This window comes from Coprococcus comes ATCC 27758 (assembly GCF_025149785.1).
Lineage (GTDB): Bacteria > Bacillota > Clostridia > Lachnospirales > Lachnospiraceae > Allocoprococcus > Allocoprococcus comes.
Genome location: NZ_CP102277.1, coordinates 3120083 through 3146215, shown reverse-complemented (window position 1 = coordinate 3146215; position 26133 = coordinate 3120083). Strand labels below are relative to the sequence as shown.

Annotated in this window: 20 protein-coding genes and 1 pseudogene; 18 read left to right on the top strand and 3 right to left on the bottom strand. The window is 40.7% G+C overall.

Annotation, left to right across the window (positions count from 1 at the left end; all coding sequences use genetic code 11):
* Nucleotides 1–8: 8 nt before the first annotated feature.
* A complete protein-coding gene (locus NQ556_RS15380) occupies nucleotides 9–338 on the bottom strand; it encodes a helix-turn-helix domain-containing protein (protein WP_008371672.1) in 330 nt (109 codons plus the stop codon).
* Between the two features lie 174 nt (nucleotides 339–512).
* Here NQ556_RS15380 and NQ556_RS15375 point away from each other — a divergent pair, with 174 nt between their 5' ends.
* The 18 genes and pseudogenes from NQ556_RS15375 to NQ556_RS15290 all read left to right on the top strand — a co-directional run bounded on the left by NQ556_RS15375 (nucleotide 513) and on the right by NQ556_RS15290 (nucleotide 23857).
* Nucleotides 513–842, top strand: coding sequence for a hypothetical protein (locus NQ556_RS15375; RefSeq protein ID WP_022220467.1), 330 nt, complete (start codon nucleotides 513–515; stop codon nucleotides 840–842).
* Nucleotides 843–1011: 169 nt separating this feature from the next.
* The gene (locus NQ556_RS15370; RefSeq protein WP_195196690.1) at nucleotides 1012–8535 is read left to right on the top strand and encodes an RICIN domain-containing protein; all 7524 of its coding nucleotides are present in this window, start codon (nucleotides 1012–1014) and stop codon (nucleotides 8533–8535) included.
* Nucleotides 8536–8595: 60 nt separating this feature from the next.
* The gene (locus NQ556_RS15365) at nucleotides 8596–9753 is read left to right on the top strand and encodes a hypothetical protein (protein WP_243257432.1); all 1158 of its coding nucleotides are present in this window, start codon (nucleotides 8596–8598) and stop codon (nucleotides 9751–9753) included.
* Between the two features lie 112 nt (nucleotides 9754–9865).
* Nucleotides 9866–10306 (top strand): phage holin family protein, encoded by a 441-nt coding sequence (locus NQ556_RS15360; protein ID WP_195196689.1) that lies wholly within the window; start codon nucleotides 9866–9868, stop codon nucleotides 10304–10306.
* A gap of 102 nt (nucleotides 10307–10408) precedes the next feature.
* Nucleotides 10409–10594: pseudogene (locus NQ556_RS16900) on the top strand (RHS repeat-associated core domain-containing protein); the annotation flags it as partial.
* 57 nt (nucleotides 10595–10651) lie between these two features.
* A complete protein-coding gene (locus NQ556_RS15350) occupies nucleotides 10652–11206 on the top strand; it encodes a hypothetical protein (protein WP_173686052.1) in 555 nt (184 codons plus the stop codon).
* 51 nt (nucleotides 11207–11257) lie between these two features.
* Entirely contained in the window at nucleotides 11258–12448 is a 1191-nt protein-coding gene (locus NQ556_RS15345) for a hypothetical protein (protein WP_243257419.1), read from the top strand.
* Nucleotides 12449–12560: 112 nt separating this feature from the next.
* Complete coding sequence (locus NQ556_RS15340) at nucleotides 12561–13001, top strand: phage holin family protein (RefSeq protein ID WP_008371653.1); 441 nt, start codon at nucleotides 12561–12563, stop codon at nucleotides 12999–13001.
* 56 nt (nucleotides 13002–13057) lie between these two features.
* Nucleotides 13058–14839 (top strand): RHS repeat domain-containing protein, encoded by a 1782-nt coding sequence (locus tag NQ556_RS15335; protein ID WP_195196692.1) that lies wholly within the window; start codon nucleotides 13058–13060, stop codon nucleotides 14837–14839.
* Nucleotides 14840–14900: 61 nt separating this feature from the next.
* The gene (locus NQ556_RS15330; protein ID WP_243257417.1) at nucleotides 14901–16076 is read left to right on the top strand and encodes a hypothetical protein; all 1176 of its coding nucleotides are present in this window, start codon (nucleotides 14901–14903) and stop codon (nucleotides 16074–16076) included.
* Nucleotides 16077–16188: 112 nt separating this feature from the next.
* The gene (locus NQ556_RS15325) at nucleotides 16189–16314 is read left to right on the top strand and encodes a phage holin family protein (protein ID WP_008371646.1); all 126 of its coding nucleotides are present in this window, start codon (nucleotides 16189–16191) and stop codon (nucleotides 16312–16314) included.
* Between the two features lie 153 nt (nucleotides 16315–16467).
* Nucleotides 16468–18012 (top strand): IS21 family transposase, encoded by a 1545-nt coding sequence (gene istA / locus NQ556_RS15320; RefSeq protein ID WP_008369149.1) that lies wholly within the window; start codon nucleotides 16468–16470, stop codon nucleotides 18010–18012.
* Nucleotides 18009–18785 (top strand): IS21-like element helper ATPase IstB, encoded by a 777-nt coding sequence (gene istB / locus NQ556_RS15315; RefSeq protein WP_008369148.1) that lies wholly within the window; start codon nucleotides 18009–18011, stop codon nucleotides 18783–18785. The genes istA and istB overlap by 4 nt, the downstream gene beginning before the upstream one ends.
* 40 nt (nucleotides 18786–18825) lie before the next feature.
* On the top strand, nucleotides 18826–19197 hold the full coding sequence (locus NQ556_RS15310) for a phage holin family protein (protein WP_195196694.1): 372 nt from the start codon (nucleotides 18826–18828) through the stop codon (nucleotides 19195–19197).
* Nucleotides 19198–19227: 30 nt separating this feature from the next.
* Complete coding sequence (locus NQ556_RS15305; RefSeq protein WP_326998082.1) at nucleotides 19228–20088, top strand: RHS repeat-associated core domain-containing protein; 861 nt, start codon at nucleotides 19228–19230, stop codon at nucleotides 20086–20088.
* A gap of 64 nt (nucleotides 20089–20152) precedes the next feature.
* Nucleotides 20153–21331, top strand: coding sequence for a hypothetical protein (locus NQ556_RS15300; RefSeq protein ID WP_243257448.1), 1179 nt, complete (start codon nucleotides 20153–20155; stop codon nucleotides 21329–21331).
* Nucleotides 21292–22461: a hypothetical protein gene (locus tag NQ556_RS15295; RefSeq protein ID WP_227084723.1), complete on the top strand. Its 1170-nt coding sequence runs from the start codon at nucleotides 21292–21294 to the stop codon at nucleotides 22459–22461. Before NQ556_RS15300 ends, NQ556_RS15295 begins: the two co-directional genes overlap by 40 nt.
* A gap of 238 nt (nucleotides 22462–22699) precedes the next feature.
* Nucleotides 22700–23857, top strand: coding sequence for a hypothetical protein (locus NQ556_RS15290; protein ID WP_008369014.1), 1158 nt, complete (start codon nucleotides 22700–22702; stop codon nucleotides 23855–23857).
* Between the two features lie 82 nt (nucleotides 23858–23939).
* On the opposite strand, the gene NQ556_RS15285 is transcribed toward NQ556_RS15290, so the two are convergent.
* Both NQ556_RS15285 and NQ556_RS15280 read right to left on the bottom strand, forming a co-directional pair.
* Nucleotides 23940–25127 (bottom strand): ribose-phosphate pyrophosphokinase, encoded by a 1188-nt coding sequence (locus NQ556_RS15285; protein ID WP_008369012.1) that lies wholly within the window; start codon nucleotides 25125–25127, stop codon nucleotides 23940–23942.
* A complete protein-coding gene (locus tag NQ556_RS15280) occupies nucleotides 25127–26122 on the bottom strand; it encodes an ATP-binding protein (protein ID WP_022221120.1) in 996 nt (331 codons plus the stop codon). Before NQ556_RS15280 ends, NQ556_RS15285 begins: the two co-directional genes overlap by 1 nt.
* Between the last annotated feature and the right edge of the window lie 11 nt (nucleotides 26123–26133).

The window sequence follows — 26133 nt, the reverse complement described above, 5'->3', positions numbered from 1 at the left end:
AAAGCCTCCTATAAGTCGATTTCAGATAACAGCTGAATGAGTTTCATCTTCTGCGCCGCAGAAAAACCATGACTGCCACGGGCAATCATCTGTTCAATATCTTCATATGATGGCTCTGGGTTATCGGATGTTACTGTAACTGAAGAGCCGAGAAGATAATTCATGTCCACATTAAAAAACTTTGCAATCTTTTCAAGTGTCTCGAGATCTGGTTCGCGGTTCCCTGTTTCATACATACTGACAGCGCTTCGGGAAATGCCGAGCAGATCTGCCATCTGTCCCTGTGTGTAATGATTCTGCATTCTTAAATTCTTAAATATATTGTGAAAATCACCCATTTTGTTACCTCCATATATGACTATAATAGCACGAATTGTGACAAAAGTAAAATGATATATGACACGTTTTGTGAATAAAAGGATTGACACATGACTTCTGTGGCTGTATAACAAAAGTAAGGACACAAAACGTGACAAAAATATAAAATCGACACAGAATGTGAGGTAATATGGATGAAAAGAATAAGAGTAAGAAATATTTCATGGAAAGATTATGGGATTTCCGTACAGACACAGAGAGAACTCAAAGAATTTTGTTTTTTATACGATGAGAAAAAGAAACGGGGGAACAGCCAGGATCTGACAGACTGCAAAATGATCGAAGAAGCGGCAAGGGAAAGCAGTGAAGAACTGGCACCGTATCTTTTGAAAAGTGTTACGGATGATCTAAGCTATGAGTATCTGGAATTTGATGATACGCTGGGACGTATTCCGGTTGGAAAGACAGATTTTTATGGATACAGAAGAAAATTCTATGCGTGTCTGCTGAAAAAAATAGTATAAAAAGAGGGGACAAATCGGGGACAGCAAGAACGTACGTTCGATATACAATAACATCGAACGATACAGATACAGGACAGAGAGAAAGAGAGAAAGATATCTGATACGCGCGTTTTCTGACTGTAATGTTATTGTTCAAATACAAATCAGAACAGATCAGAAGGAGAAGACTATGAAAGAAAAAGTATTACAGGAAATTACAGAAAAACGTGACCGGTATACAAAGCATTTCATGCTGCCTGAAAAAGGAACTGCCGCGGCGGTCTATCCGGAACCGGTTCATTATGAGACGGAAAGTGGATGGGAAGAAATTGATAACCGGCTGGAAGCAGTATCAAAGGATGGAAAAGAGTGCTACCAGAATAAGGCATCTGATTTACAGGTATGTTTTGCGAAGCAGACAGGAGAGAATACGCTTGTAAGCATGGAAAAAGATGGGAAAAAAGTTTCATGGACAATGGAAGAAAATGTGGTATTGGCAAGAAGCGCAAGGCAGGCAAGAACAGGAAAAAGCAGTTTTCAGATATTAACTGAAGAGGAATTCCCGAAAGGCCCAGAAGAACTCTACGAGGAGACATGGAGAAAGGATATTCCGGAGGATGAGCCGACAGAGGGTTCAGGTGACGAGACGGGGGATGAAGTTACCATCCTTCCACCGGCTTCAGAAGACACTCCGGCAGACGGAGGCAGTAAAGATATGCCGGAAGTCAAAGAGATCCAGCAGAAGATGGGGGTAAAGCATCTGACAAGTGAAGGGATGTATGAAGAAATTCTTCCGGGCGTGAATGTACATTATACCCTTCAGAGTCAGCGCTTAAAAGAAAATATCCGTCTGAAAACGGCACAGGCTGCAGAGCAGGAGCTGATCTTCCATCTTAGATATACAGATATGGAAATGAAGAAGGAAGAAGACGGCAGTCTGGGACTTTACAGTGAGAATCAGAGAATCTTCTGGTTTGACAAGCCATATATGTATGATGCAAAAGGATGCGTGTCACAGGAAGTGGAACTGCTTATAGAAGCAGAAGAAGGAGGATGCAAAGTTACTGTCAAAGCAGAAAAAGAATGGCTGCTTGCCGATGACAGAAGTTATCCGATTATTATCGATCCGATGACAGAAACCAGTAAAACAAAAACCAATATTGAGGATACCTACATTTTTACAGGCGGAACGGATTCTTCGGCTGACCCGAGTAGTGTTTATGCATATGGCTCTTTTGTGGCAGGGAAGTCAACTGCACTTGGAAACTGCAGGTCATTGCTCCGATTCCGAAATCTGCCGGACATCGGAAAAGGTTCTATCCTGTATGCAGCGACCATGTATCTCTGGCAGTATGAGTATTCCAGTTATGGAATCGCAAAACTTCCGCTTGTTGCAAATGAGATCCTGAATAACTGGACAGAAAAGGATGTGCGCTGGCACAATCAGCCATCTGTATCAGGAAATGTACTGGATTATAAAGAAGTGAAACAGGTACAGAACGGCAATACGATTACGATCACGCCGATCGGGTTTGACGTGACTCGACTGGTAAGACAGTGGTACAATACGGGAAATAATTATGGAATCATGCTGCGCGGTATGTATGAAAATGAAAGCGATCTTACAAAGACAGCGTTTGCCAGATTTTATGCATCGGATTATCCAAAGATTTCAACAGATCAGTTTCCGAGCGGAGTCTTTTATTATCGAAATGTAAACGGACTGGAGGATTATCAGAGCTACCATGAGCAGTCTGCAGGACGTGCGGGAAATGGACATACCAATGACTTTACCGGCAATCAGGTATGGATCCATGAGGATGCAGTGACAACCGGCGGAGCCATGCAGGCAGAGATCAGTCATGTTTATAATTCCAGCGAAGCCGGAACGAATCTCGGACAGGGATACGGATGGAGACTGAGCTGTGTGCAGCGTCTGGACACAACCGGAATCAAAGAATATCCTTATGTATACACAGATGAAGACGGCACAAAGCATTATTTCTATAAAGACACAAATGATGGCAATAAGTTAAAGGATGAAGACGGACTTGGACTTGTGATTACGGTAGAATCCGGGTATGACGACAGCTATGCGAGAACCATGGAAACAAAAGACAGGGTACGGTACTGCTTTGGAAAAGACGGTTATCTGAGATTTGTCAGAGATCTGGATGAAAATCAGATCAAATATGTATATCAGACCATTTCCGGAAAACAGGTGATCAGCTATGTGGAGGATTCCAGTGGAGCAAGACTGGAGATCCAGTATGAGACAGCAGGAAATACGGTACGTGTATCCGCAGTAAAAGATATGGCAGGCCGCCTTACAAAGTATGCATATGACAGTGCAGGCAATCTGACATCCATTACTTATCCGGATGGAAGGACAAGCAGCTTCGGATATGATGCAAGCCACCGTTTAACCAGTGTGACGAACCCGGATGGATATGGTCTTAAGTATGAGTATAAGAACGACTTCCGTGTACCAAGGGTTAGCCGGATCGCGGAATATGGTTCCGGCAATAAAGCAGGACAGGAGATGAAAGTATCCTATGAGAATGGGAATACTACTGTATTTGAGACCCCGGGACTGGACGGAGAGATTGCACAGACCGGAGATAACCGGAAAATCACCTATCATTTCGACAACATGGGGCGCCCGACCGATGTTATGGATCAGGATGGCTGTGCGAACAATTATACTTATTACACATCCGGAAGCAAGAACCATAAGCTGGACAAAGAAGGAAAGGTTCAGAAGACAGTCTGTCATTTGCTGAAGAATCCATTATTTGACAGTGCTTACGGGGATGGAAACTGGTACCAGAAAAATCTGACGAACGGAACCAGAAGCAGTATTGCAAAAGCGGAGGGATATGCAGGAACTAAAAGTGCAAAACTGACCAAAACAGGAGCAGAATCTGAAAAAGGAATCTGTCAGGATGTAACGCTTGAGACGGGAACTTATACCTTTTCCGCATATCTGAAAACAGAGAATGCCGAAAACAGCAGGGCTGGTCTAATGATCCTCATGGCGGATGGAAGCAGAACAGAAGAAGCTTCTGTAATCTCCGGAACGACAGATCCGGAAATGGAGAACGGATGGGAACGCCATCAGCTGCAGTTTACCTTAGCGGCAGCAGGAAGTGTTACGGTATGTGCCGGTATCACTGAGGGAACAGGAACCCTCTATGTCAGCGGAGCGCAGCTGGAAACAGGAAACGCTGCAAACAAGCTGAACCTGATCACAAATCCGGGATTCGAACTGGGCAGCACAAGTCAGCCGGACTGCTGGAATTATGCAGGAGATGTAACCGGATCCAGAGTTGCCGGTGTGACGGGAAAAGGAAGGTGCGCAACGATCTCCGGACGATGGGACAAGAGCTTATATTGCAGCCAGACGGTCCATGTCAGTGGGAAAAAAGATGAAGTCTACAGTGTGAGCAGCTGGGTAAAAGGATGCGGTATTCCGGGAAAGAAGTTCTCATTGTCAGTAAAAGTAACCGGCACATCCGGAAAAGAAAAATGGCATCATTTTAACTGCAATCCGAACATTCTTGACTGGCAGTTTGTCAGCGGCGTATTCCGTACCGAGGAGGCTTATAAAGAGATCCAGGTATATCTGTATTACGATAACCAGATGAATAAGGTGTACTATGATGGCGTGCAGCTGATACGCGATGACGGGGAAAGCTATGTATATGATGGAGAAGGCAACCTGTCGGGCGCAAAGGATGCAGCAGAGAAATCCGGCTTCAGTTACAACAAACGAGGAAATCTCACCCGGCTTGGAGAAATAGACGGGACATCTTTTGAGTACGGTTATGATGACAAAAATCATCTCAAACTGGCTGCCAATTCAGAAGGTGTCAGATATTCTTTTGAATACAATACAAAGAGAGTCCCGGTAACAGAGATCACAGAAGGAGAGCTGTATTACCTTCGGGAAAAGAGCTCCGGCAACTATATGGATGTGCGGGATGGAAGGACATCCTCCTGGACAACCGTTCAGCTGTTTGCCTTTAACGGTACGGTATCTCAGAGATGGAGAATTACCAAGGCAGAAGAAGGATACTGGAATCTGGAACCGCAGAATGCGCCGGACATGCGGTTAGATCTGAAAGATGCATCGACAGCAGACGGAGCTGCAATCCAGATCTTTACCGATAATGGAACCGATGCCCAGAAATGGAGGATGCAGAAGAACAGTGACGGCACCTGGAAAATCCTGAATAAACTGACGGGGACACAGAAATGCATTGCAAACGAAAAGAAGAGTACGGCATCCGGAGAAGCACTGAAAAATATAACGGCATCCGACAGCCATGGAGGTCAGAGCTGGTATCTCGAAAAGGTGGCAGACGAAGGGCAGCCGGTCCATATGCGTGTAGAAGGCGGCAGACATCTGGGGGCAGTTACTTCCGAGAGAATCTATTATATCCGTGAAAAAATATCCGGAAACTATCTGGACGTACAGAATGGTGGAACCGATTCCGGAACAGTCATTCAACTGTTCCCGTTCAATGGAACCAAGGCACAGCAGTGGAAAGTGACTGCCTGCGATGACGGATACTTTAAACTACAGCCGCAGAATGCCCCGGCAATGTGTCTGGATGTGAAAAATGCAAATACAGCAGATGGAACCACAATCCAGATTTTCACAGACAATGGAACCGATGCGCAGAGATGGAAGCTTCAGCCAAAGAGTGACGGAAGTTACCAGATCAGTGAAAAATTCACATCAGACAAAAAAGGTATGACCAATGAGAAAAAGAGTTCCGAGTCCAGAACTCCGGTGACAAGCTGTACATTGGCAGATGATAATCCGGGACAGTGCTGGTACTTTGAACCGGCAGATGAAGGAACCGTCTCAGATGTTCCGGCAGACGGGCTGGTAGTAAGTGTACGAGTGCGCCATTCCGGTCAGTATATAGATGTCCATAATTATGGAACAGTGGAAGGCAACCGGGTAAATCAGTATTATAAGAACTGTAAAACGAATCAGATGTTCCGACTCAAAAAGAGAGAAGAGAAGTATTATACGATGGAGCCGCTTCACGCACCTGGAATGGTTCTGGCAAGAGCCACTTCCGCAGACACCCTGATCCTCCAGAAATATTCAGCAGGTGCGGCAAACCAGCTGTTTGGTTTTACGGAGATCGAAGAAGGAAAAGGAACCGGATATCTTGTAATCTGTAAAGCAGGAGAAAAAGAACTGACGGTAAAAGGTCAGACCTATACAGCGGGAACAGAACTGGTATTTTCTGACCATTCCGGCACACCGACCCATAAATGGTGGATCCTGGAAAGCTACAGTGACCGCATGGAATCTTCGATGGAATATACTTCCGATGGAAGACAGGTCAAAAAGATCACGGATGGAAGAGGATACAGCAATACCTATGCCTATGATGAAAAGAATCGTTTGCTGACTTCGGTTACGGATGCGGAAGGATATACGACCACCTATGATTATGACAAAAATACAGATCAGCTGATCCGTGTAAAGAAGAATGCAGATGGAAAAGATTATGTGCTTCAGTACACCTACGAACAGGATAAGATCAAAACGATCACACGAAATGGCGTCACTTATGGTTATGCTTATGATGCATATGGAAACCAGACCGGTGTTACCTTGAATGGAAAGATCCTGAAGGAAGTGACCTACCGAAATAAAAACGGGCTGGAAGACCGGCTGACTTTTGCAACAGGAGAAACGCTCCGCAATGTCTACGATGCGGAAGAACGCCTGACCGGGCAGTATCTGATCCATAAAGACGGTACAGAAGAAAAGCTTTTCACCAATGTGTATGATCATTATGGAAATATTGCAGTCCACAAAGATGAGCGGACACAGCTGGAAACCCGCTATCAGTATGACCTGATCGGAAGACTTCTGGAAAGCAGATCCACTGATGGATTGAAGGTGAAAGTCACCTATGATGACAAGAACCGGGTGGCACAGAAGCAGTACCGTGTGGACGGAACCGGACATCAGACCAGATATCTCTACGGAGACGTGGCAAAACAGCAGAAACCGGGACTTGGATATGGCATGCAGATAGACGGAAAGACCTGTATAGAGTATGCATATGACCTGCTGGGACGATGCAAGAAGAAAACACAGATCTATCCGTCCGGCAAAAAGAAGGAGATCACATATACTTATGTGCAGGGAATAAAAGAAGGAACCACAACAGCACTGGTAGGAACGATCACGGAAAATGGAAAAGAGACTGCTTACACATATGACGGACGAGGCAACATTCTGGAAATCTGTACAAAAGCACTGGATACAGGAAAGGTAACGGATCATATGCTTTATACTTACAATGGAATGAATCAGGTGATCCGGGAAGAAGATGCAGTCAGAGGAACCACTTATACCTATACGTATGATCTGGGAGGAAATCTTCTGGAAAACAAGAAATATGATCAGGTAAATGGAGTGGAAGAGCTGAGAGGCACGGATACCTATACCTACAACTCAGACTGGAAAGATCAGTTGACCTCTTTCAATGGAAAGGCTATAACCTATGATGCGATGGGAAATCCGCTTTCCTATATGGGAATGAGCCTGACCTGGGAAAAGGGACGGCAGTTAAAGACTCTGAAGAAGAGCGGAACACTCAGCCAGTACGTCTATGACAATGACGGAAGAAGAATCCAGAAGACCGTTGGAGACAAGGTAACCCGCTTCTATCTGGATGGGGATAAGATCATAGCCCAGAAAGAAGAAGGCGGAGAGAGAATGGACTTCCTGTATGATGAGAAAGGGACACCGTTTGCCTTTGAGTATCAGGAAAAAATGTATTTCTACCAGACCAATCTTCAGGGAGACATCATCGGGATTGTTGACAGTAAAGGAAGCCAGGTTGTAGTATATAGATATGATGCATGGGGAGAAGTTCTGGTGTCATCAGATGCATCAGGATTCGGTCTTGCACAGATCAATCCGCTGCGGTACAGAGGCTACTATTACGATCAGGAGACGGGACTGTATTATCTGCAGACAAGATACTACGACCCGAAGGTGAGAAGATTCCTGAATGCAGATGATGCGAGTGTACTGACGAAGGATCCAGAGCAGCTGACGGAGAAGAATCTGTATGCTTACTGTGATGATAATCCAGTGATGTATCGGGATGATGCTGGGATGTTTGTGATTACAGTAGCTCAAGTGGGGCTTGGTGTACTCGGAATGGTAACAAACGTGGCGACATGTTATATTGCGGCAAAGGCAACGGGACAGGAGTTTGGAATTGGAGACTTGGTAATTGCTGCCGCAGCTGGTTTCGTTGGTGGTTGCATAAAAAATAATTTTTATGCAACAGTAGCTAGTATTCTTATATCAGGAGTGGGAACTACTTTTTATAGTTTATTTTGTGGAGATAATTTGAAAACAGCATTATGGAAAGGTGGAATGACGATAGTATGTACGGCTGTAAGTGTTAGTTCATTAATAGGAGTGAAGTCAGATATACCTATAGTAGTGAATAAAATATCAACAGGCATTTTTGGAATGGGAAATAGTTTGACTACAACAGGTATAGTGGCATCATTTTCACATCAAAAAACAAATACGAAGAAAAATCATACGCAGAATCAAAGAAAGTCAAAATCAATAAATAAAAATAGTGGAAAGAAGCAAAAAGAGAGAGCGTTAAGGTATTTTATATTTAAGATGAATCAATTGAGAGAAAGATAAAAGCAATATAAGTATGGAAAGAGCAAAGAGTTATTTGCTCTTTCTGTGAAAGGTCAGGTAATGGAACAAAAAGAAAATAGCGAAATAATAGTTATAAAATCAGATAAGGAATGGATACAGGAAATAAAGGCTGATACGACGTCACATGTTATTGGTAGTGTGGGGATAATAGCAGGGATTAGTTTTGTTTTGTTATATCCATCATCGGTGCCTAAATGGGAAATAGAATTATTAAGCAGTCCTTTGATAATAGTTACAATATTATTCATATTAGATATTTATCGTATTTGGCGAAATATAGGACGAGAATTAGTATTGGATAAAACGGGGATTTTGATTAAGTTATGGTTTAAAGAAAAAAAGTATGGTTGGAATGATTTTAAATTCAGACAAGTACGAAAAAATATAGGAGAGTATTGTTATGATGAGGGATTATTTCTTACGAAGCACAAGCATCAACCGAGACAAAACAGTAATTGTGAACTTTTTTCCATAAGATATCCTTCTGGCAGTGTTGTTATTAATTTTAAGATGCATAGACCTATTTTGGCTAATCAAAAAACTCAGCAATATATAAATGCTGAAATAATGGCGGTCGAAAAAGAAGAGTTGCTTTCCAAATTAAAAGAATGGGGAGTTGATTTTGAAACAGAGCGCCCGAAAAACTGGGCTATTTTTCAGGACAAAAAGGGAAGATTACAGTCCAGAAGAAATGGAACCGCCTGGATCTTACTCGCGGCTGCTGTTTGGATTTTACTTTTAAGTTTTATCATATATCCAATCTTTATCTGGAAGAATCCAGTACTGATTGCTATCTTTATTCCATTTTTTATAGCTCTTGTTCCAGTTTATGTGGTAGTAACCAGTAGAAAAAGTTACCGTTTAAAGATGGATGAAAAAGGCTGTATCCGAAAGTTTCTTTTCCTGTCAAAACGTTATTTGTGGAAGGATTTGCGGGTAAAACTGGTTGCATCGGAGGAAAGTCATTGCGGAGAGGGCGTTTTATTCATCAAGAAAAAATCTGGGAATAGCAGTTCTGCAAGTGAAACTTTCAGCTATGCATCTTTGCACCCATACAGTAGCTTTGTAGCAAACTTTGAAGTGTTTGGGAAAATGTATGGAGAGAAGGATGCGTTGCATGAGATTAACAAAGAGCTGTTTCTGGAAAAAATGAAAGAATGGGGAGTGGAGGTAGAAGGATTGCCGAAAGAAGAGTAAAAAATTAAAAACAGAGTTAGAAAGCAGTTGGCTCCTTGGATGAGTGTAAAAGTTATATTTTACATTTCAAAAGATCAGAGCCAACTGCTTTTGTGTTGAAGGAGAAGATCAAATGAAACAGAAGATATTTATAGCAGGAAGTGCGCTGATCAGTCTGGTGGTAAATTTATTTGGTGGCTGGGATACAGCGCTTGAAACATTAATCCTGTTTATGGGAATTGACTGGTTTACCGGAGGTGTTTTACTGCCGGTTGTATTTAAAAAGAGTCCGAAATCAAAAAGCGGGACATTGGAAAGCAGAGCAGGGTGGAAAGGATTATGCAGAAAAGGGATGGTGTTGTTATTTGTATTGATTGTAGTAAGACTGGATCTGCTGATGGGGACAAGTTATCTGAGGGATACGGTGTGTATTGCATTTATAGCAAATGAAGCAGTGTCAATTGTGGAGAATGCAGGCCTGATGGGAGTACCGATACCGGAGGTGATCTGCAAGACGATAGAAGTGTTGGGAGAAAAAGGAAAAGATCCTGAAGGAAGTAATTTGCAGAAATAAAAACGGACTGGAAGACTCCTTCAGGGAGACATCATCGGGATTGTTGACAGTAAAGGAAGTCAGGTTGTAGTATATAGATATGATGCATGGGGAGAAGTTCTGGTGTCATCAGATGCATCCGGATTCGGTCTTGCACAGATTAATCCGCTGCGGTACAGAGTCTACTATTACGACCAGGAGACGGGACTGTATTATCTGCAGACAAGATACTACGACCCGAAGGTGAGAAGATTCCTGAGTGCAGATGATGCGAGTGTACTGACGAAGGATCCAGAGCAGCTGACGGAGAAGAATCTGTATGCTTACTGTGATGATAATCCAGTGATGTATCGGGATGATGCTGGGATGTTTGTGATTACAGCGACGGCGATAGAAATTGCAGTTGGAGCGATAATAAACATAGCAACATCGTATATTGCTGCAAAAGCAACAGGACAGAAGTTTGGAATAGGAGATTGTGGGGTTGCAGCAATAGCAGGAGCAGTGAGTGTTATTATTCCAAGAAGTTTTACTGCGATGGTTGCAAGTGCATTTTTTACAGGTATGGGAACTACTGTTTTGAGTTGTATGGCGGGAGATGGATTAAAAACAGCAATCAGTAAAGGTGCAATAGCAGGAGCGTGTATGTATATGAGTATTAATACATATATGGCTATAAGAATACCTATTACTAAGGAGATGCCTTCATTAGCAACTACAGTTTTCGGTGCAGGTAGTAATATAATGGCGGCTACTGGAATTGCAGTGTATTCATCTAAAAGGACTAATGGTAAAAAATATCAAAAGACTAATAATAATCAAAAAAAATATAAGAAAACAAGTGCAAAAAAATATTTATCCAATAACAAAAGCAAAAGTTGGAAATATTTTGTATTTAAAATGAACCAATTGAGATATTAACAAAAAATAGAAAGAGCGTAGAAGAGCGCTCTTTCTAGAAAAATAATGAGAATGCAAGAAAAAGTAATAGATAATAAAAACAGATTAATAGTAAAATCAAGTTCAACATGGATTAAATATAGAAAAATAGAAACTTTAGGTATATTAAGTGCCTATTTGGTATTGTTGGTAGGGGTAACAATATTAGATAGAAGGAATTTTTTAAAAGACCTAGTATTGCTTTGTGTGCTTTTGTGTTTAATTATGCCTTTATGGTTATGGATGGTATGGAATGAGGGGCGGACAGTTTTTATTGATAAAAATGGATGTACGATAGAATTTCTATCGTTGTATAAGAAAACGTACCCGTGGTCAAAGATCGGAGTTAGGCAATTAAGATCAAAGATTGGTGTTTGGGAATATGAAGGAGTTTTATTTTCTGCAAGTAAAAGTAAAAAAACATTAGCCAGCCATAAGTGTACGGAATATTTGCTGAAACATCCACTAAGTAGTTTTGTTGTTAATTTTGAAGGAAAACATAACCGTATGACTTTGGGAAGACCATTTTTTTATGATTCTGTAGAAAAACCATCTCCATTTGTAAAAACAATTCATGGTGAAATAACTGCAGTAGATAAAGAAATATTTTTGAAGAAAATGAAAGAGTGGAATGTGAAACTGGAAACGGAAAGGAGTATTGATAATAACAATTATTTATTTGGAAAAAAAGCAATAAAAACAAAAGAAGTAGAAGGACAATGGAAACTCATTATGGTGGGAATTGAGGTAGTGTTAATTGTAGTTTTAATAAAATTATATTTTCTGGGGAAAAATATGGCCTTATCCTTGGCTGTAAGTCCAATATTATTTATTATTACAACAATATATGTGTATCTTAAACAACTAAAAGGATATAGTTTGATAATGGATGAAAAAGGTTGTGCTCAAAGGTTTCTTTTCTTGTCAAAACACTATTCATGGAAAAATCTTAGAGTAAAGCTAGTTGCATCGGAGGAAAGCCATTGCGGAGAAGGTGTTTTATTCATCAAGAAAAAATCTGGAAAATCTGGGAATAGCAGTTCTACAAGTGAAACTTTCAGCTATGCATCTTTGCATCCGTATAGCAGTTTTGTAGCAAACTTTGAGGTGCCTGGAAAGATGTATGGAGAGAAAGATGCTCTGCATGAGATTAGTAAAGAGCTGTTTCTAGAAAAAATGAAAGAATGGGGAGTAGAGGTAGAAGGACTGCCGAAAGAAGAGTAAAAAACTAAAGACAGAGTTGAAAAGCAGTTGGCTCCTTGGATGAGTGTAAACGTTATGTTTTACATTTCAAAAGATTAGAGCCAACTGCTTTTGTGTTGAAGGAGAAGATCAAATGAAACAGAAGATATTTATAGCAGGAAGTGCGCTGATCAGTCTGATAGTGAATTTGTTCGGTGGCTGGGATACAGCACTTGAAACATTAATCCTGTTTATGGGAATTGACTGGTTTACCGGAGGGATTTTATTGCCGGTTGTATTTAAAAAGAGCCCGAAATCAAAAAGCGGGACATTGGAAAGCAGAGCAGGGTGGAAAGGATTATGCAGAAAAGGGATGGTGTTGTTATTCGTATTAATTGCGGTAAGACTGGATCTACTGATGGGGACAAGTTATCTGAGGGATACGGTGTGTATTGCATTTATAGCAAATGAAGCAGTGTCAATTGTGGAGAATGCAGGACTGATGGGAGTACCGATACCGGAGGTGATCTGCAAGGCGATAGAAGTGTTGGAAGAAAAAGGGAAAGATCCTGAAGGAAGTAATTTGCAGAAATAAAAACGGACTGGAGGATCGGAAGACTTCTGGAGAGCAGATCCACTGATGGATTGAAGGTGAAAGTCGTCTATGATGAAAAGAACCGGGTGGCACAGAAGCAGTACCGTGTGGACGGAACCGGACATCAGACGAAGTATCTCTACGGTGAAGTGTCAAAACAGCAGAAACCGGGACTTGAATATGGCGTACAGGTAGACGGAAAGACCTGTATCGAGTATGCATATGACCTGCTGGGACGCTGTGAGAAGAAAACACAGATCTATCCGTCCGGCAAAAAGAAGGAGATCACATATACTTATGTGCCGGGAGCAAAAGAAGGAACCACAACAGCACTGGTAGGAACGATCACGGAAAATGGAAAAGAGACTGCTTACACATATGACGGACGTGGTAACATTCTGGAAATCTGTACGAAGGAACTGGATACAGGAAAAGTAACGGATCATATGCTCTATACTTACACCGGAATGAATCAGGTGATCCGGGAAGAAGATGCAGTCAGAGGCAGGACTTTTACGTATGCATATGATCTGGGAGGAAATCTTCTGGAAAACAAGAAATATTATCTTGTAAATGGAGTGGAAGAGCTGAGAGGCACGGATACCTATACCTACAGCTCAGGCTGGAAAGACCAGCTGACCTCTTTCAATGGAAAGGCTATAACCTATGATGCAATGGGAAATCCGCTTTCCTATATGGGAATGAACCTGACCTGGGAAAAGGGACGGCAGTTAAAGACGCTGAAGAAGAGCGGAACGCTCAGCCAGTATGTCTATGACAATGACGGAAGAAGAATCCAAAAAACCGTCGGAGACAAGGTAATCCGATTCTATCTGGATGGGGATAAGATCATAGCCCAGAAAGAAGAAGGCGGAGAGAGAATGGACTTCCTGTATGATGAGAAAGGGACACCGTTTGCCTTTGAGTATCAGGGAAAAATGTACTTCTACCAGACCAGTCTTCAGGGAGACATCATAGGGATTGTTGACAGTGAAGGAAGTCAGGTTGTAGTATATAGATATGATGCATGGGGAGAAGTTCTGGTGTCATCAGATGCATCAGGATTCGGTCTTTCCCAGATCAATCCGCTGCGATACAGAGGCTACTATTACGATCAGGAGACGGGACTGTATTATCTGCAGACAAGATACTACGACCCGAAGGTGAGAAGATTCCTGAATGCAGATGATGCGAGTGTACTGACGAAGGATCCAGAGCAGCTGACGGAGAAGAATCTGTATGCTTACTGTGATGATAATCCAGTGATGTATCGGGATGATACGGGAATGTTTGATATTGTGTCAGGAATATTTGGTGCAGTAACCAATGTGGCAACAACTTATTTTGCAGCAAAAGTAACCGGTCAGGAGTGTGGAGTTTGGGATTTAGCAGTTGCGGCTTTTGCAGGACTTGTAAGTGGAATGACAAAGAGTAGTTTATATATTACTTTGGTTAGTGCGTTTATATCTGGAGTTGGAACGACTATTGGTAGTCTTGCTGGTGGAAGTGATATAAAAGAAGCGTTGTGGAAGGGTGGAATGACCGCATTATGCACGGCGGTTAGCGTTAACGCGATTGCAGGATGGAAAATACCTGTTTCAGATGTTGTTAAAAATATTTCTGGTACCATTTTTGGAATCGGAAATGGATTAGTCACAGCGGGAGTAGTAGCATCATTTCCGTACAGAAAGTCAAGTAGTTCAAGTAGTAAAAAAAATATCTCACAAAATAAAAGAAAGTCAAATCCTGTGGTTAAAAATTATAAAAAAACAGCAAAACAAAAGGAGAGAGCGCGAAAATATTTTATGTTTAAAATGAATCAATTGAGAGAGGGATAAGAGTAATATATGGATAGGAAGAGTGAATGGATATTTACTCTTCCTACAAAAGGTGATCAAAATGGAAGAAGAGAAAAAAGAAATATTAGTTATAAAATCGGATAAAGAATGGATACAGTATTTTAAGGCTCGAGTTAGTGGAATAATCCCTTTTATGTTAATGGAGATTGTAGTTGTGATAGCTTTCAACTATGATTTACGAAAGAGAAAGGCAGTCGTACCTGAAATAGCCAATGTTTTGGAAAAATGTATAATAGTGGGATTTATAATAGTAAATATATTTTTGATATTAAATATTTATCGAATGTGGAGGGATATAGGACGAGAGCTAATATTAGATAAAATGGGTGTTTTGGCTAAAATGTGTTTTTATGAAAAAAGGTATGAGTGGAAAGAGTTTAAAATCAGGCAATTACGAAAAAATTTAGGAGAGTATTGTTATGATGAGGGATTATTTTTTGCGATATACGAACATCAACCGAAACAAAATAGTAATTGTGAATTTTTCCCAATAAGATATCCTTTTGGTAGTTTTAATATTAATTTCAAAATGCATAGACCAATTTTAGCAGTACCAAGATACTCTGTTTATATAAATGGGGAAATGATGGCTGCTGAGAAGGAAGAGCTGCTTTCCAAATTAAAAGAATGGGGAGTTGATTTTGAAACAGAGCGCCCGAAAAATTTTGATATTTTTCAAGACAAAAAGGGAAGATTACAGTCCAGAAGAAATGGAACCGCCTGGATCTTACTTGCGGCAGCTGTTTGGCTTTTATTACTGATATTTATTGTATATCCGATTTTTATCTGGAAAAATCCCGTATTGATTGCTATTTTTATTCCATTTTTTATTGCTCTTGTTCCAGTTTACATAGTAATAACAAGCAGAAAAAGTTATCGTTTAAAGATGGATGAAAAAGGTTGTACCAGAAAATTCCTTTTCCTATCAAAATATTACCAATGGAAAAATTTGCGGGTAAAACTGGTTGCATCGGAGGAAAGCCATTGTGGAGAGGGTGTTTTATTCATCAAGAAAAAATCTGGGAATAGCAGTTTTGCAAGTGAAACTTTCAGCTATGCGTCTTTGCATCCATACAGTAGCTTTGTAGCAAACTTTGAGGTGTTTGGAAAAATGTATGGAGAGAAAGATGCTCTGCATGAGATTAGTAAAGAGCTGTTTCTGGAAAAAATGAAAGAATGGGGAGTGGAGGTAGAAGGACTGCCGAAAGAAGAGTAAAAAATTAAAAACAGAGTTAGAAAGCAGTTGGCTCCTTGGATGAGTGTAAAAGTTATATTTTACATTTCAAAAGATCAGAGCCAACTGCTTTTGTGTTGAAGGAGAAGATCAAATGAAACAGAAGATATTTATAGCAGGAAGTGCGCTGATCAGTCTGGTGGTAAATTTATTTGGTGGCTGGGATACAGCGCTTGAAACATTAATCCTGTTTATGGGAATTGACTGGTTTACCGGATGATTATTCCGGGGCTCTCTGAGCCACCTGTCCGGACTTTGAGAGCCATATATTCCGGTAATTCAGAGCCACCTTATTGGGCTCTATTACATATATTTCCTTTATACTGTAAAGACACACCCTTGGTGTGAATACAGATAAAGGAGGTCGTAAGTTATGACCAAGTATCGTGAAATCCTACGCTTGAAAAGCTTAGGATTCAGTGAGAGGAACATCGCACAGAGTTGCGGTGTATCCAGAAACACAGTCGCCAAGGTTTTGAAAAAAGCAGCGGAAATCAATCTTTCATGGCCGCTGGATTTTGACATGACCGACAGTGCACTAGAGGAGCTGATGTTTCCTAAAGATAAGTCGGCAACGAATAAACGTATGCCAAACTTTAACTACATCCGCAAAGAACTTCTGCGGAACGGCGTAAACAAAAAGCTTCTCTGGGTAGAATACTGTGAGGAGTGCCGCATGAACAGCGAAGAGCCTCTAATGTATTCTCAGTTCTGCTACTACATCCAGAAGGATGAAGAAAAACGCAGGGCTACCATGCATATCCCTAGAAAACCAGGTGAACAGATTGAAGTTGACTGGGCAGGTGACCCTGCTCACATCATTGATCCGGACACCGGAGAAATAACAGATGCATGGATATTTGTAGGTGTATTAACTTACAGTCAGTATGCTTTTGTAAAAGCATATATGAATGAGAAAACTGACAACTGGATCAAAGCTCATATCCAGATGTTTGATTTCTTTGGCGGTGTCACACCTATGCTCGTTTCTGATAACTGCACAACCGCAGTGAATCATAAAAAGAGTGACTGGTACAACACTGCCTTAAACACAACTTATCATGAGATGGCAGAACATTACAATCTTGCCATCCTTCCGGCCAGAGTCCGGAAACCCAAAGATAAACCGAATGTAGAGGGATCGGTAGGAAAGATATCCACATGGATAACAGCAGCCCTTCGCAATGAACAGTTTTTCTCTCTTGCAGAATTGAATGCTTCAATCCGTGAAAAACTGGATGCCTACAACGCCCGTAAATTCCAGAAAAAGGAATGTAGCAGACTCAGTTTATTTCTTGGGGAAGAAATGCCATTACTGGCTCCGTTGCCTGCTACACCTTTTGAACTGGCTGAGTGGAAACAAGCCACCGTCCAGTTTAACTATCACATCGCAGTAGACAGAATGTTCTACTCCGTGCCTTATCAGTATATCAAAAATAAAGTTGATGTGCGTATAACAGATACAACGGTTGAAATATTTTATAATCACAATCGTATTGCCTCTCACAGACGACTCTATGGAAGAAGCAGTCAGTATTCTACAGTGACAGAACATATGCCGCAGGAACACCAGAAATATCTGGAATGGAACGGTGACCGGTTCCGTAAGTGGGCTGATTCGATTGGAATTAACACAAGTAAGGTTGTCGATGCAATACTTACCTCCGGCAGGATTGAACAGCAATCCTACAGAAGCTGCATGGGATTACTGAAACTGGCAGAAAAATATTCGCCAGAAAAGCTGGAACAGGTCTGCGCTAAGGCGCTCTCTTATTCCGGTAAACCCAGCTATAAAAGTATCAAAAATCTATTGGTTGCAACAAAGGATGCACCTGATACCGAATCAGAATCATCTCAAGTAGAAAAACCACACGGCATAACCAGAGGAGCCAAATACTATGGAGGTAAACAATCATGACAAATCAAAGTACAATCGATAAACTTATTGAAATGCGTCTGACTGCTATGGCAGATGCATTCCGCATCCAGATGGATGATCCTGCAATGAAGGAAGTTCCATTCGAAGATCGCTTCGGTATGCTTGTTGATGTCGAGTATAGCAACCGTAAAAACAATCGTCTGAAAAGGCTGATCCGCCAGGCTGAGTTTGAACAGCCAGATGCCAGCATCGCAGCGATCGATTACCATTCTGGACGAAAGCTGAACAAAGCACTAATCAACCGTCTGGCAACCTGTGAATACATTACAGAATACCGGAACATCTTTATTACTGGAGCAACCGGAAGTGGTAAAACTTATATGGCCTGTGCCTTTGGCATGGAAGCATGCAAGCACTATTACTCAGTACGGTATGTACGGCTTCCTGATCTATTATTGGACTTACAGGCTGCCAGGGACAATGGAACTTTCTCGAATGTCCTGAAGAAATATACCAAGCCAATAGTACTGATCCTTGATGAGTGGCTGCTTCTTAAACTGACCGAAGCTGAAGCCAGAAATCTTTTTGAACTGATACATAAAAGACGTAAAAAATCTTCAACAATCTTTTGTTCTCAGTTCCGTGAAAGTGAATGGTACCAGCAAATCTGTGATGGTGAAAGTACTCTTGCCGATGCTATCATGGATCGTATTTCGTATGATTCCTATAAAATCGATATTGAAAGTGTTGACCCAGCTAAAGACCTCTCTATGAGAGAAGTATATGGACTGGATCCAGCAATGGCAAAGTAACTTAATAAACAAACTGAGGTGGCTCCGTTAGTCCGGACAGGTGGCTCTCGCCACACCGGACTGGCGGCTCTGCCGCACCGTAATATTCACCGGAGGTGTTTTACTGCCGGTTGTATTTAAAAAGAGTCCGAAATCAAAAAGCGGGACATTGGAAAGCAGAGCAGGGTGGAAAGGATTATGCAGAAAAGGGATGGTGTTGTTATTTGTATTGATTGTAGTAAGACTGGATCTGCTGATGGGGACAAGTTATCTGAGGGATACGGTGTGTATTGCATTTATAGCAAATGAAGCAGTGTCAATTGTAGAGAATGCAGGACTGATGGGAGTACCGATACCGGAGGTGATCTGCAAGACGATAGAAGTGTTGGAGGAGAAAGGGAAAGGTTCTGAAGGAAGTAACTTACAGAAATAAAAACAGACGGGAAGACTCCTTCAGGGAGATATCATCGGGATTGTTGACAGTAAAGGAAGCCAGGTTGTAGTATATAGATATGATGCATGGGGAGGACTTCTGGTGTCATCAGATGTTTCAAGATTCGGTCTTGCACAGATCAATCCGCTGCGATACAGAGGCTACTATTACGACCAGGAGACAGGACTGTACTATCTGCAGACAAGATACTACGACCCGAAGGTGAGAAGATTCCTGAATGCAGATGATGCGAGTGTACTGACGAAGGATCCAGAGCAGCTGACGGAGAAGAATCTGTATGCTTACTGTGATGATAATCCGGTGATGTATCGGGATGATGCAGGGATGTTTGCATTCTCAGTAGGGCTTGGTGTACTCGGAATGGTAACAAACGTGGCGACATGTTATATTGCTTCAAAGGCAACGGGACAGGAGTTTGGAATTGGAGACTTGGCGGTTGCAGCTTTGGCAGGACTTGTAAACGGAGTGACAATAAATAATTTATATGTTACTTTGACTAGTGCTTTTATATCAGGAATAGGGACAACTATTTGTAGTATTATTAGTGGAAGTGATGTGAAAGAAGCGTTGTGGAAAGGTGGAATGACAGCATTATGTACAGCAGTTAGTATTAATGCAATTATAGAATTGAAAACACCCATTTTAGATGTTGTTAAAAATGTTTCTGGTACTATTTTTGGAATCGGTAATGGTTTAGTGACAGCGGGAGTAGTAGCATCACTCCCATACAGAAAGTCAAGCAGCAAAAAAAATCCTATACAAAATAAAAGCAAGTCAAATCCTGTGGTTAAAAAGAGTTCAAAGACAAAAAAACAACAGGAGAGGGCTCGAAAATATTTTATGTTTAAAATGAACCAATTGAGAGAGTGATAAAAGTAATATGCAGATAGGAAGAGTGAATGTAAATTTGCTCTTCCTATAAAAGGTAATCAAAATGGAAGAAGAAAAGAAAGAAGTATTAGTTATAAAATCAGATAAAGAATGGTTACAGTATTTTAGGATTAGAGTTAATGGGGTAATTCTTTTTATATTAATGGAAATTGTAGTTGAGGTAGTTTTTAACTATGATCTATGGAAGAGTAGAGCAATAACTCATGAAATAGCAGTTACTTTGGAAAAATGTGTAGCATTGATGTTTATAATAGCAAACATATTCCTGGTGCTAAATATTTATCGGATTTGGAGAAATATAGGGCGAAAGTTAGTATTGGATAAAACAGGTATTTGGACTAAAATATGTTTTTACGAAAAAAAGTATGAGTGGAAAGATTTCAAAATTAGGCAATTGCGAAAAAATTTAGGAGAATTTTGTTATGATGAGGGAGTATTTTTCGCGGTATATAAGCGTCAACCGAGACAAAATAGTAATTGTGAATTTTTCCCAATAAGGTATCCTATGGGTGGTTTTAATATTAATTTTAAGATGCATCGACCAATATTAGTAACTTCAAGAAATTATACAATATATATAAACGGTGAAATAATGGCGGTCGAAAAGGAAGAGTTGCTTTCCAAATTAAAAGAATGGGGAGTTGATTTTGAAACAGAGCGCCCGAAAAACTGGGCTATTTTTCAGGACAAAAAGGGAAGATTACAGTCCAGAAGAAATGGAACCGCCTGGATCTTACTCGCGGCTGCTATTTGGCTTTTACTTTTAGGTTTTATCATATATCCAATCTTTATCTGGAAGAATCTAGTACTGATTGCTATCTTTATTCCATTTTTTATAGCTCTTGTTCCAGTTTATGTGGTAGTCACCAGCAGAAAAAGTTACCGTTTAAAGATGGATGAAAAAGGCTGTATCCGAACGTTTCTTTTCCTGTCAAAACGTTATCTGTGGAAGGATTTGCGGGTAAAACTGATTGCATCTGAGGAAAGTCATTGTGGAGAGGGTGTTTTATTCATCAAGAAAAAATCTGGGAATAGTAGTTCTGCAAGTGAAACATTCAGCTATGCATCTTTGCATCCATACAGTAGCTTTGTGGCAAACTTTGAGGTGTTTGGAAAAATGTATGGAGAGAAGGATGCGTTGCATGAGATTAACAAAGAGCTGTTTCTGGAAAAAATGAAAGAATGGGGAGTGGAGGTAGAAGGGCTGCCGAAAGAAGAGTAGGTGATGAGGAAATGGAAGAAGAAAATAATAGAATATTGGTTGTAAAATCAGATGAAAAATGGATGAAATTCAGAAAAGAAGCAGTTATTGCGAGTTTGATATTAGAACTAATGTGGTGCTTTTTATTAAAACCACCTGTAGTATTTGCAATAGTTTCGCCTCCAATGATCGGATTGGTTTATTCATTGTTTTCTTGGATACAAGACAGTAAGGTATTGACATTAAATGAGACAGGATGTTGTATAAAGTGTTTTTTGTACAAAAAAATGTATACATGGGATGAACTGAAAAATAGACAAATGCGTGTAAAGTATGGGGATTATAAAGAAAGTATTTTAATGTCAACGAATGCGATACCGGAAGGAAAATATAAATGTGCAATGTTTATGTTTCAACATCCCTTTAATAGTTTTGTGATCAATTTTTGCGGATTACATGAACCGTTCTATTTTGGTACAGGGAAGAATGGAAGTAGAACTTATGTAGTAGAAGGTGAAGTTTGTGCAATTGATAAAGACCTTTTCTTCAAAAAAATGAAAGAATGGGGAGTAGCTATTGAAAAGGTAAGAGTGATGGATGAGTCTATATTTTATGATAAGTCAGGAGGAATTTGTACAAGACGAAATGGATATGGCTGGAAAATATTTTCGTTTGTTCTGGTATTAATAATGTGCGCGTGTTTAATGTTTCCAATTGTTGTATTAAAAGATATGGGCATGTTATTTATTTCGATTCCATTTGGCATCGTTTTTCTGATAGTTTACAAAGTAATAATCAGTAGGAAAAGTTATTGTTTAAAAATGGACGAAAAAGGTTGTACCAGAAAATTCCTTTTCCTATCAAAGCATTACCAATGGAAAAATTTGCGAGTAAAACTGGTTGCATCGGAGGAAAGTCATTGTGGAGAGGGTGTTTTATTCATCAAGAAAAAATCTGGGAACAGCAGTTCTGCAAGTGAAACTTTCAGCTATGCATCTTTGCACCCATACAGCAGTTTTGTGGCAAACTTTGAGGTGTTTGGAAAGATGTATGGAGAAAAAGATGCTCTGCATGAGATTAATAAAGAGTTATTTTTGGAAAAAATGAAAGAATGGGGAGTAGAGGTAGAAGGACTGCCGAAAGAAGAGTAAAAAACTAAAAACAGAGTTAGAAAGCAGTTGGCTCCTTGGATGAGTGTAAAAGTTATGTTTTACAAAATAAAAGAAAGTCAAATCCTGTGGTTAAAAAGAGTTCAAAGACAAAAAAACAACAGGAGAGGGCTCGAAAATATTTTATGTTTAAAATGAATCAATTGAGAGAGCGATAAAAGCAATATGTAGACAGGAAGAGCGGAGAAAGATTCGCTCTTCCTGTAAAAAGGTAATCAAAATGGGACAGGAGAAAGATGTATTAATTATAAAATCGGATAAAAAGTGGAAAGACTTTTTTATAGACAGTATATGCGGATTTAGTATTTGTTTGATAGGGTTTGACATATTTTTGCTATATTGTGCAGTGAATATGCCGGATCCTAATAAGGAAGAGGGTAGAGCGATGAGCATTGTGTTTGCGATTGCCTATTCAATAGTGATAATCTTGCGTATTTATCTGCTTTGTCGAAATATGGATCGAGAGTTGATCTTGGATAAAACGGGAGTTTTGGTTAAAACATGGCTTTATAAAAGAAAGTATACATGGGAGGAATTTAAAATTAAACAATTGAGAATAAATGTGGGGGAATATTGTTATGATGAAGCTTTATTTTTGGCAGCATGTAAGCATCAGCCGAGGCAAAGCAGTAATTGTGAACTTTTTCCAATAAGACATCCAATAGGGAGTTTCTGTATTAATTTCAAAATGCATAGACCAATATTAGCGGGGCAAAGATATTCTATTTATATAAACGGTGAAATAATGGCGGCAGAGAAGGAAGAGCTGCTTTCCAAATTAAAAGAATGGGGAGTGGATTTTGAAACAGAGCGACCGAAAAACTTTGATATTTTTCAGGACAAAAAGGGAAGATTACAGTCCAGAAGAAATGGAACCGCCTGGATCTTACTTGCGGCAGCTGTTTGGCTTTTACTACTGATATTTATTGTATATCCGATTTTTATCTGGAAGAATCCAGTACTGATTGCTATCTTTATTCCATTTTTTATAGCTCTTGTTCCAGTTTATGTGGTAGTCACCAGCAGAAAAAGTTACCGTTTAAAGATGGATAAAAAAGGCTGTATCCGAAAGTTTCTTTTCCTGTCAAAACGTTATTTGTGGAAGGATTTGCGAGTAAAACTGGTTGTATCTGAGGAAAGCCATTGTGGAGAGGGAGTTTTATTTATCAAGAAAAAATCTGGGAACAGCAGTTCTGCAAGTGAAACTTTCAGCTATGCGTCATTGCATCCATATAGCAGCTTTGTAGCAAATTTTGAAGTGTTTGGAAAAATGTATGGGGAGAAGGATGCGTTGCATGAGATTAACAAAGAGCTGTTTCTGAAAAAAATGAAAGAATGGGGAGTAGAGGTAGAAGGACTGCCGAAAGAAGAATGTTAAATAAAAATACTGCTTAGATATCAGAAAATGATATTCAAGCAGTATTTTTTGTCATATAGCGGAAAAATTTCGCTCGTATAAATTAATCGATCGCTTCCCCTTTTTTATATTTCTCAACTACATTCTGGATACGTTCGCTTGGATCAAGGATGCTGCTGATAGAAGCATCATGGTTCAGTGTATCGATCACCAGTGCGATGTACTTGCTCATGTCGCAGTTGATGTAGTAAGGACGGCTGAGCAGTTCCGGTGTCTGATAGATCAGGTTTGTTGTGAGGATTCCGCTGATCAGTCCTTCTTCGTAAGCCTGGTCGAATTTTTCCATACCGTTTGTGAAAAGTCCGAAGGTTGCAGCAGCGTAGATACGTTTTGCTTTACGCATCTTGAGCTGGCGTGCTACATCGAGGATACTGTCACCTGACGAAATCATATCATCGAGGATGATTACGTCTTTTCCTTCTACGGAAGAGCCAAGGAATTCGTGTGCTACAATCGGGTTACGTCCGTCTACGATGGTTGTGTAGTCACGGCGTTTGTAGAACATACCCATGTCGAGTCCGAGTACGTTGGCAAAGTAGATTGCACGTCCGGTTGCACCTTCATCCGGGCTGATTGCCATCATATGATCGGCATCGATCTGAAGATCCGGCACATGCTTTAACAGTCCTTTTACGAACTGGTAAGTCGGACGGATCGTCTCAAATCCGTTCAGCGGGATCGCATTCTGGACACGTGGGTCGTGTGCATCGAAAGTGATGATATTGTCAACACCCATGCGGACAAGCTCCTGCAGACCAAGTGCACAGTCCAGTGATTCACGGCCGCTTCTCTTGTGCTGGCGGCTTTCATACAGGAAAGGCATAATGACGTTCAGACGACGTGCTTTTCCTCCTACAGCGGCGATGACACGCTTCAGGTTCTGGAAATGGTCGTCCGGTGACATATGGTTGGTATTGCCGCTGAGCGAATAAGTCAGGCTGTAGTTGCAGACATCGACCATCAGATAAAGGTCTTTTCCACGTACAGACTCATTGATAATACCTTTGGCTTCACCAGATCCAAAACGCGGTACTTTTGCGTTGATCAGATAGTTCGGCTTTTCGTAGCCGTTGAAAACAAGATTGTCTTTCTGGAAACGAGTCTCTTCCTTTCTCCATTTTACGAGATAGTCATTGACTTTATTTCCCATCTCTTCACAGCCGTCTACAGCAATAATGCCGAGAGAGCCAACTGGAATATTATCCAGAATTCGTTCACTTCGATGTAACATCAGTGTTCCTCCCTGTACATAAGTTTCTTTTGAATGCGGATATCATCACCGGCAAGGCGAAGTATCTTATAATGGTTGCTTATCCGGGAAAATGTACGTTCTGTATAGTTCGTCTTGATTTCCTCCAGAGTAAGATTAGTAGAAATGATCGTGGATTTCCTGTTCAGGATCCGATCATTTAAACACACAAAAAGCTGAGAAACGACAAAGTCTGTATTTCGTTCGGTTCCCAGGTCATCAATGATCAGCAGATCACACTGGTGGATCTGCTCATATAAAAGACAGCTCTCATCATTCCGGGTCAGTGCTTTTTCAAGGAGCGCATCGAAAAATTCAGAGGCAGTCAGGTAAAGAACAGAATGCAGAGAATCCATCACTTCTTTTGCAATGCAGTGACTGAGAAATGTCTTCCCAATACCAGTATTCCCAAAAAGGAGCAGATTACCATGTTCGGTATCAAAATTGTGGATGAAATTCATACATTCCTGATAAGCCCGCGTTGCAAGCTCGCGGGAATTCTGACCGGAAAGCCGGTCTCTATAATTGGATGAATAATAATCAAAATTAAAATGTTCAAAATTTTCCTGTTCGAGAAGCCCTTTTAAGTTGGACTGGGTGTAGAACAGATCAATGATCGCTTTTAAAAAGCAATGGCACTTTTTCGTGCCGACATAGCCGGTATCCTGACAGTCCGGACATTCAAAATGCTGTTCCAGATAGTCTTCCGGGAATCCGGCGTCGGAAAGGAGTCGGCGGCGTCTGTCAGAAAGAGACCGGATATCTTCCTTCAAAGAAGCGAGGGCAGTGTCATCGCCTGCGAGCAGCTTTTTCGCCTGATCAAGACTGGCAGAAGAAATAGAGGCATCAATCGATGCAAGCTCCGGAACCTTCTGGCAGGCACGCTCGTAGTGAAGATTCGCGAGGTCGCGGCTCTTCGCTCTTTTTTCTTCATATACGCGCATCAGCGCATTGTATTGTGAATTAGTTAACGGCACAGTGTTCCCCT